10 protein-coding genes and 1 pseudogene are annotated in these 7,667 nt (G+C 36.0%); 4 read left to right on the top strand and 7 right to left on the bottom strand.

Annotated elements, in window-relative coordinates; all coding sequences use genetic code 11:
• Positions 1 to 73: 73 nt before the first annotated feature.
• From PV763_RS16535 to PV763_RS16525, 3 genes are all read right to left on the bottom strand, one after another.
• Complete coding sequence (locus PV763_RS16535) at positions 74 to 388, bottom strand: hypothetical protein (protein WP_420938232.1); 315 nt, start codon at positions 386 to 388, stop codon at positions 74 to 76.
• Positions 389 to 399: 11 nt separating this feature from the next.
• Positions 400 to 870, bottom strand: coding sequence for a hypothetical protein (locus PV763_RS16530; RefSeq protein ID WP_005005983.1), 471 nt, complete (start codon positions 868 to 870; stop codon positions 400 to 402).
• Between the two features lie 65 nt (positions 871 to 935).
• Positions 936 to 1,343 carry a hypothetical protein gene (locus PV763_RS16525; protein WP_005005986.1) on the bottom strand — a complete coding sequence of 136 codons (408 nt, stop codon included), beginning with the start codon at positions 1,341 to 1,343 and terminating at the stop codon, positions 936 to 938.
• A gap of 221 nt (positions 1,344 to 1,564) precedes the next feature.
• On the opposite strand from PV763_RS16525, the gene PV763_RS16520 reads away from it, so the two are divergent.
• On the top strand, positions 1,565 to 1,858 hold the full coding sequence (locus tag PV763_RS16520; RefSeq protein ID WP_005028596.1) for a hypothetical protein: 294 nt from the start codon (positions 1,565 to 1,567) through the stop codon (positions 1,856 to 1,858).
• A gap of 195 nt (positions 1,859 to 2,053) precedes the next feature.
• Here the strand turns inward: PV763_RS16520 and PV763_RS16515 are convergent, their stop codons facing one another.
• On the bottom strand, positions 2,054 to 2,857 hold the full coding sequence (locus PV763_RS16515; RefSeq protein ID WP_005005990.1) for a DUF4942 domain-containing protein: 804 nt from the start codon (positions 2,855 to 2,857) through the stop codon (positions 2,054 to 2,056).
• A 290-nt stretch (positions 2,858 to 3,147) separates the two neighbouring features.
• On the opposite strand from PV763_RS16515, the gene PV763_RS16510 reads away from it, so the two are divergent.
• Entirely contained in the window at positions 3,148 to 3,510 is a 363-nt protein-coding gene (locus tag PV763_RS16510; protein ID WP_063454714.1) for a hypothetical protein, read from the top strand.
• 101 nt (positions 3,511 to 3,611) lie between these two features.
• On the opposite strand, the gene PV763_RS16505 is transcribed toward PV763_RS16510, so the two are convergent.
• The 3 genes from PV763_RS16505 to PV763_RS16495 are packed head-to-tail and all read right to left on the bottom strand — an operon-like array spanning position 3,612 to position 5,283.
• Positions 3,612 to 4,142 carry a hypothetical protein gene (locus PV763_RS16505; RefSeq protein ID WP_338841468.1) on the bottom strand — a complete coding sequence of 177 codons (531 nt, stop codon included), beginning with the start codon at positions 4,140 to 4,142 and terminating at the stop codon, positions 3,612 to 3,614.
• Positions 4,143 to 4,176: 34 nt separating this feature from the next.
• Positions 4,177 to 4,926 carry a hypothetical protein gene (locus PV763_RS16500; RefSeq protein WP_234631464.1) on the bottom strand — a complete coding sequence of 250 codons (750 nt, stop codon included), beginning with the start codon at positions 4,924 to 4,926 and terminating at the stop codon, positions 4,177 to 4,179.
• A 12-nt stretch (positions 4,927 to 4,938) separates the two neighbouring features.
• Positions 4,939 to 5,283, bottom strand: coding sequence for a hypothetical protein (locus tag PV763_RS16495; protein WP_005028585.1), 345 nt, complete (start codon positions 5,281 to 5,283; stop codon positions 4,939 to 4,941).
• A gap of 464 nt (positions 5,284 to 5,747) precedes the next feature.
• Between PV763_RS16495 and PV763_RS16490 the strand changes: the two genes are divergently transcribed.
• Both PV763_RS16490 and PV763_RS16485 read left to right on the top strand, forming a co-directional pair.
• A complete protein-coding gene (locus PV763_RS16490; protein ID WP_420938231.1) occupies positions 5,748 to 6,425 on the top strand; it encodes a hypothetical protein in 678 nt (225 codons plus the stop codon).
• A pseudogene (locus PV763_RS16485) lies at positions 6,422 to 7,597 on the top strand (site-specific integrase); the annotation flags it as partial. The gene PV763_RS16490 and the pseudogene PV763_RS16485, both read left to right, overlap by 4 nt.
• Between the last annotated feature and the right edge of the window lie 70 nt (positions 7,598 to 7,667).

The following is a 7,667-nucleotide window of genomic DNA, read 5'->3' as shown; positions in this document are numbered from 1 at the left end:
GCATAATTTAAATATTTAGAGCGGATTTATCACTTATAAAACTAGATTGAGTGGTCTAATTAACGGAACCACATCAATACATGCACCCAAACTCACTGTCTGACAACTTATAAAAATAGGTGCGAACGCCAGTATAACTGCAAAGTGAATCATAAATGCGTGTGCCTTTAATTTGAATCTGAGTAACATAGCTAGATGAAAATTCAGGGGTAGCCCAAAGCATAGGGCTGAACAGGATGTCTTTCACTAATCCATTGTCGTATGCACGGTCGCCAACGCGACTCTTTTGGTTAATGCGGTCGTTTTGGGTGTAAACATGGATGTTCTTCAGCTCCAACGTTTCACGTTTGAACACGGTCTTTTCAGCGGTAGCAGTAGCGGTCGTCATGGTGAAGTTCCTTATCGGCTTAAATACGTGTGTGCAAAAATTGCTTGCATGGTTTTAAAAATTTGGTCTGTTTCAAAGTAGTCAGAAATTTGCTCTTGGAATGGGCTTTGATGGTTGCGAACCAACGTGCGAATCGCAGAACTATTTAAGGTGTCTGAGTTGGTAAAACCATTTTTTAGTACTTTGATCTCAAAATATGGGCTAGTGGATGCAATCACACTGACAATAATGTTGCCGTCTTGGTCTGTCTTAACTGACAAATCAGCAATTGGGCTTAGCTCATGGCGTAAAAAATACATATTGTCGGGGTTATAGATTGCTTTAAATCTGATTCCGTCTTGGCATATAGCGCAAAACAGTTCATTCACCGACTCAGCAGTAAAGATCGCCCCAAACGTCACAACAACAGGCCCGACATTTTTTTGCTGTTTTTCATCATGTTTGATGGTTAGCTCGCAATGCGCTGTAATTAGGTTTTGCATGGTTTATATCCTCAAATGTGATTCAGTGGCATACGCACGTTATCCGTGCGTATGGGTGAATTGAATTAAGAAAGTTCGCGTGACCAACAATCTTCTATACGGTCGTATGCGTAGCCGTTTTGAGCCATTAACGTGCAAATGTCTTCAAGGTTTTTGCCAAAGATATTTACTGAGGTAACTTGGTCGAGTACTGATGTATGACCAAAGTTTTCTTTTAATGTTGCAACGTAGATTTCAACGTCCATGAAGAAGAAATTTGTTTTATCAGCCAATGTCGGCATGTGCTGTTGAAATTGAAGTTGAGCATAGTCACTATCCGCTTGAAGATCCGCAAGGGTTAAATCACAGTTGTTGTCGATGTAATCTGAGATTTCATCAAACAATGTTTCCATGTGAGCACCGCTAAAAGTTTTAGGGAAACCGATGTATAAAGTGCCTTGTAACTGTACTGATTGAGCGTTTAAATTTGACATGCTGTTCACTCCAAGTTTTAAGCTTTCTGCTTTTGATAGTTTCATTTTATGGGAAAACACAACCTGGCAAACTTTTCTCGAAAAATAAGATTTTCAATCTTTTTTTAATCAATTAAAAAACATCGCTTGCGTATTAATATGATTTTTCTATTAGCCGTATCGCCGTAATGCATTAAGAATAATTTAACGAGCAATTAGTTAATTAATTAAGTTTAATTAAATTGTTAAGTTTTAAAACATATGAAGATGAACCAGCTCAAGACCGTCTTGTGCTTGAAAACATCACCATTGCTGAAGCGATGAAGTTAGCTGAAAACAACGGATTCTTTAAAGCAAAGTACCAGGTGCTTAAAGTGATTCAATATTTTGATGTTGAATTGGTACTCACGGCGTCTGATGTTGAGCACTGTGCTGAATTACACCAGTTTAGCGGTGGCTATAACGTGACGGTGCTTGCTGATACACCTGAACAAGATCTTATTGCAATTCTCAATTCATTGGGGATATTGAATTAGAGCCATCTCGTGATAAGAGAATGCAGCTCCGAAAAATGGAGTCTAAATTTAAATCTGCCTTTAAGGGATATGATTTATCCCAAGTATCCATAGTGATATGGTCAGTGTATGTTCACCAGTGGCACGATCGCAAAATTAGTACCGTATATATCTAAAAAAAAACAACAATAACAATTGAGGGTTTTTTAATGAGCTTTATAAAATGGGTTCATCATACGCACGGCGTTTGTGTTTTACATTTGGATCTATGCCAATTTGATTCGGATATAACAGGTTTAATACCTGGTTAATGCGATCAACTACGCATTGATTAAACAAGATATGACAGTTACCGTTTTCGTAGATCTTAATGCGTAATAAATTATCATCAATGCTATGCCAGATACCACGATCTAACCTGAGTTTATCTAATCTAGTGTGGTCTAAAGGCTTGCCAAATAACTGCCTTGCTATAAAGCGTACTTCTTCCACTAAATTATCTCGTCTGCAATAAGAATGGTAGCTATTGTGATGAATGATCACGCACGGGTTAATACCAGCACCAAGATTGGTTTTGTATTTGCTTGATAATTGGCAAAACAATGAATCAACTTTACGAGCATATGCCATGTGGCGCGTAGACCAGATAGATTCTAAAAATACATTCACGTTATCCATCGTGAAATCTTCAATTTCATGACGAGCAATTTTATCTGACAACGCATCATATTCTTTTTCAGATATAAAGTTTCTAAGATTGATGATCTCAGTTAACTTCCTCCAGAAGCATGACGATATTTGTTTTAAAGCAGATTCTTCAGTATTGAATGATGATGAATATGATTTTCGGGTGATTGCACTCACAATCTGGTAAGCATCAAGTTCAATATCTTTGATGCTTTCATAAATAACCTTTATTGACGATTTTGCTTTTTCGCATTGCAAAATTAGCTTTTCGACTTCAATAAAGTCTAATTCAGATGCTTGCACTTCTCTTTTTATATTTACCAACATATTCATAATTGCCCACCTAATTAGCTTAATTGTCTATATAGATATTTTAATAAAAACCATGGTCATTAATTTTTTTTTAAAATTTATAAGCTAACTTTTTCACTATAATTAAATTAAATAAGCACAACGCTTAAAACTTGGTGTAGTGGAATATGGCTCAACCTTTAAAATTCCTTATTACCTCTACTCATAAATGATGATGTCGATATGCTTATGAAAAAACAACATTCAGTTATGTTCTCAACTGATCGAACAAATACCAATGCTATAAAAATCTGTAATGAGGATATTGTTAAATGAAAAAATCAAATGAGCGTTCAGAACATATACGTGCGACAACTAAAGATCTGCTTATTTATCTGCCTTGTGTATTTGCATATTTTTATGCGCTTTCTTCAATAGCAATATTTGCCTACTTATATATGTTGAAGCTTGCAAGTAACCATCCCCAGCAACATGATTTTCTAATCATTACTGTGATTTATGGCTTTTTTGTGATTGGTGTAAACAATGTGATGCAGCGGATCTTAAGGGTGTTCAAGTTGATTGATGATTCCAAGCCATTACAGTTTAACGGCGCTCAATCTTTGTGGGCTGTTTTCGTGATGTGTATAGCTGGAGTACTTGGCTTTCTCACCTCATTTAATCTCATGGGTTGAATAATCCAAAACCTTTTTAATCAATTAAAAAACACCGTTTACGGCCATAAATCTATGGCCATAAAAAAGAGAGGGCAAACCTCTCTTTTTTATGGATCTGATTAGAACAAATCTCTTTTAAGGTAATTGGTTACTTTTTGCTTCACCTTGCTGGCCATAAAGTGTGTGCTGTGAAGTCCGTTGTATTCGGTCACGCATTCAAAGCTTTCAAGCAATAGGCTTTCAGGTGAGATCCCATTCCATGCGTTGAACTTCTCCAGACCGTCTTCTGAGAGCAAATCATATTCAATCATTTCCTCAATTGCCTTGCGTTGTAGATTGATTGCTACATCCAGCACTTCACCCTCAATAAGTGCTCTAGCTTCACTTGGATTGAACATTCCAATACGGTGAGCTTCGGCAACAGGATCAACCTGTAACGGTGCACTCACTTCAATTTCGTATACTTCGCCATCTTTGGGATGAAACAATACAACCTCAACAAAAATCACTTCAATAAAGTTGGGAACAGTCTTTTTTGCTTGCCCAATGATATTGATCACACATGATGGAACGCCACTATATGTAGCACTCTCGGTTTTCAAAAGGTGGCGAACTGTATCGGTACCAGGATTCAAATTGTGTAGTTGCATTGTCGTATCTCCAAGTTTTAAGCCATGAGCTTGATTAGTTTTGTTTAAAGTGTTCTGTGAACTCTGACCATGTTTCAGGGCGATCAAGAAGATCTGCCAGCTTCCCTAGTGTGCAATTGGTTAAGTAAACTTCCTTACCTAATGCAGACTTTAACAATGGTTTTAAGCTGTTTGAAAAACGTCTTAGGCATAACACATGCTCTTTACCAGCATTATTGAGTATTGCCTCTTGTATGAGCTGTATTGCCGTATATACGGCTTTATCTGTGCCTACGCCTGAGTAGATCAACTCAGATCCAACCTCTAAACCATCTGTGACGATAAACGGTTCATTACATGACTTTGGCACTGGCATGTTATGGTCACGAGCAAATTGAATTGCCTTATTTAGATAGTTTTGAGCTTGTTCAACGGTCAATAGACAGTTGTAGACTTCACCAGTAGCGGTGAGTTTTGGTGCCGAAAATAATGGTTTAGTTGCTACTGTTGCTTCGTATTTTTGCTCTGGTGCTTCGTAGTAGTACCACAAGTCAAAATCAGTGCTGAAATCATTGTAGACTTCTAAATCAATCGCTTTTAAAAAGTCTTGGATAGGCTGAAAAAAAGATACTGGTTCATCCATCCATACATCCTGAAAGGCATTGACCATTTCAGATAATTCAGCAAATTGCTGTCTACTTACCATATCGGGTATTTGACCAGATTTAAGCTGATTCAACTGTAAAAATAAAACTTCTCCGTCAGTAATACGCCCTGACTCAATGGCAAGTACAAGCTTATTCATGCGTCCAGATCCTTAGTTCAATTCACGTTCAATAATGATGTGTCTAACGGTTTCGATCGCCGTGTCATATTGCGATGTAATCATTTCAGCCAAGCTATTCACTGATTCATATTCAAGGTGACTTAATGGTGTGAAATCCTCACCAAACTCTTTTAAAAACAGCGATTCAAAGTCTTCTGCTTCGGTATCCGCAATCGCAATAAAATCAAAAACGGTGCTTAACTGAAGGTTGCAGTTAGCATCAAAACTAAGGTGGTTATTCACCGCATCAGCTTTGACAAGTCCTATTGCCCAATCACTTAAAGGATTCGATGCAAAATGTTTTGCTGATTTAGCGTCAACTGGTAATGAGTGCATAGGGGATCGCCTATCTGTTGGAATAGATACATAGTATCAATCCTTAAAAGGTTTTAACTTTTCTCTAAAAATTAAAACGTGAGTTTTATTTTAATCAATTAAAATCAGCGTATGCGTTTTTAAGCAAACTTAAAGTGGTTTTATAAGTCTTTTTAAATATTTTAAGAAAAGAATAATTGTTTTTAGAAAAAAAGTTTTAAGGGTTTTATTTTCTATAATTAAAAGCGAAATGTGAATTTATTTAAGGAAAACCAAAATGATTTTAGGTGATATTTTAGCTCTTGCGATGGTTGGTACTTGGTTGCTTGCTCTTGGATTGGTATAAAAATAAAGTTAATAAATAAATTATATAAATCAAATATTTTGTTATTAGATATTAAATTTGTTTGATTTAATTTTATTTATTTTGGGACTATGTTAGTCTATTATTTTAACGCTAAAAATAACTCAACTGTGCAGAAAAAATGATGACACCATTGTACCATTGCATAATTGATGCATTAACAATATCTGAAGGCAGGTTTAAAAAACCATGCCCTGTTTTAGTTTTGAAAATGATGTTACTTAATGGGGAAAAGAGTAGGTTTTCAGAAGAAATTAAAAATCAAGCACTACTACTGCTCGCGACATATCGTAAGTTACTGCGTGCTGTCGCTAGGGATTTATGTGATGTAAAAACTCTAAAGGACAGTGTGAAAAGAAGACACTGGGCTAAAGTGGATAAAGTGCAGGATAAGATGGTTGTTGCAAAAGAACTTCGACTAAAGCATTTAGATCTAGAAGAAATGCCTTTATTTTTTCATACACAGCATTTTTTAAAAAAACTACCGATTTCCTTTGTTCAAAAATTGGTAGATTGGGCACCACCGGTGGTGAGTGGTACTTTTTTAATCGAAAATATTTTAGCAGGTTATATCGCCCAGAAGCTTTTGCCATTAGAAAAAATTAAAGTAAAAGAGCTGGGCAAGTCTGTGCAACCATATTTTCATTTAGCTGACTTTTTTGTATTTTTACCTCGACTGGAGGAACTTTATCAAAAATATCAGCAGCAAATTGTTCGTGTGGCACCAATGGCAGAAGTTGCTTTGGCTTTAACAGACTTGAAGAAGGCAAGAGTCTATCGTATTCGGAGCAGTTTATGAATATTTATTTTAAGCAGCTCATAGAATGGATGAAGCAGCATGAAAATATAGAAGAAAAAGAACTGATCCAAGCATTATTTTTGTTGCGTGCACACTATAGCTTAGCTGGTATTGTTGTCATTTGTCAGCGAATTTTCACATTGATTGGTGATCATGAATTACCAATATTTCGTAATGAGCTTAATACTTTAAAGATAATTAGTACATTACAGGATTCTGATCAACATTCACATTTTTTCTCAGAAACAACAGATAGAAACAAACATAAACTCACGCCATTACGTCCATACACTGGAGACAGTGGAATTTGTGATTTGCTATTGATTCAAGCAGGACGAAGTCGAAATAATGAGCGTTTTGATACTGTAATCATTTGGTTTTTAGAGCAAATATTTTACTTTCAAAAAAATGTACATACTCTAAAGCTTTATAGTCATTATTTAAAGGGTGATGGAAGCATAAAGCTGAAAGATCAAAAAGGATCTCGTGTGTATAACGCCTTTTTAGCGATCAGGCTGTTGGGTGATCCAAGTAATGAGGATATTTTAGAACAAGTCGAAAAATTACTGACTAAAAACGGACCGAAACAACTGATTCATCTGATGTCTGCTGGTTCTGAAGATAAACGATTAAATGATGTTTTTTATACATTAAAGCTGTTTTTATCCCAAATTTGGCAAAAGAATCGACTAAAAAATAAGAAAAAACGTCGAGAGTTTTTACACCGTATAGGGTTAAAGCATCAAAAACTGATCTTGCAACGATACGGCTCATTAAGTATTGCTATCCAACCTTTAGAGGATGTAGATGAAATTCATCGTGGTCTAGTCTCTGAAGTATTTGAGGATGATGAGATTGAAGAAGATGAAACACCATTGGAGCCATTGTTTACATTTTTTTTGGCCGAACAATCCGATTTAATTCGAGGGCTTTATGCATCTAAGTCTACTTCTCAACATATTGAAGCTGCAAATGTTGGTTTAGTTTGGACCAAATGGCGATTGTCATTAAATTCGATTCAAGATGTGTTTAGGCTCTGTCAACCATCTAAGGCTGATACCAGCTTAATTTTACGCGCAAAATTAGCTTTGATATTGAGTTTACTCACTGGACGTTCGGTTACTGAATTAACAGCGCCGTGTTTTAGTCAAAATACTGATCAGAATAAGGTGGTGTTTTAAAAAGTATGCTGACATTAAATGAAGCCATTATTGATGTAAAAGAAGGTTAAGTCGAAGGCTT

It is taken from the genome of Acinetobacter sp. AS5 (genome assembly GCF_048957595.1).
Lineage (GTDB): Bacteria > Pseudomonadota > Gammaproteobacteria > Pseudomonadales > Moraxellaceae > Acinetobacter.
Note: the sequence above shows the minus strand (reverse complement) of the source record. Positions and strands in the feature narration are given on the sequence as shown.

What these genes read in the sequence shown, in the direction of transcription:
- PV763_RS16515 (WP_005005990.1), bottom strand. Translation starts at nt 2,857, where the DNA reads ATGAATATGTTGGTAAATATAAAAAGAGAAGTGCAAGCATCTGAATTA.
- PV763_RS16535 (WP_420938232.1), bottom strand. Translation starts at nt 388, where the DNA reads ATGACGACCGCTACTGCTACCGCTGAAAAGACCGTGTTCAAACGTGAA.
- PV763_RS16525 (WP_005005986.1), bottom strand. Translation starts at nt 1,343, where the DNA reads ATGTCAAATTTAAACGCTCAATCAGTACAGTTACAAGGCACTTTATAC.
- PV763_RS16530 (WP_005005983.1), bottom strand. Translation starts at nt 870, where the DNA reads ATGCAAAACCTAATTACAGCGCATTGCGAGCTAACCATCAAACATGAT.
- PV763_RS16510 (WP_063454714.1), top strand. Translation starts at nt 3,148, where the DNA reads ATGAAAAAATCAAATGAGCGTTCAGAACATATACGTGCGACAACTAAA.
- PV763_RS16505 (WP_338841468.1), bottom strand. Translation starts at nt 4,142, where the DNA reads ATGCAACTACACAATTTGAATCCTGGTACCGATACAGTTCGCCACCTT.
- PV763_RS16500 (WP_234631464.1), bottom strand. Translation starts at nt 4,926, where the DNA reads ATGAATAAGCTTGTACTTGCCATTGAGTCAGGGCGTATTACTGACGGA.
- PV763_RS16495 (WP_005028585.1), bottom strand. Translation starts at nt 5,283, where the DNA reads ATGCACTCATTACCAGTTGACGCTAAATCAGCAAAACATTTTGCATCG.
- PV763_RS16490 (WP_420938231.1), top strand. Translation starts at nt 5,748, where the DNA reads ATGATGACACCATTGTACCATTGCATAATTGATGCATTAACAATATCT.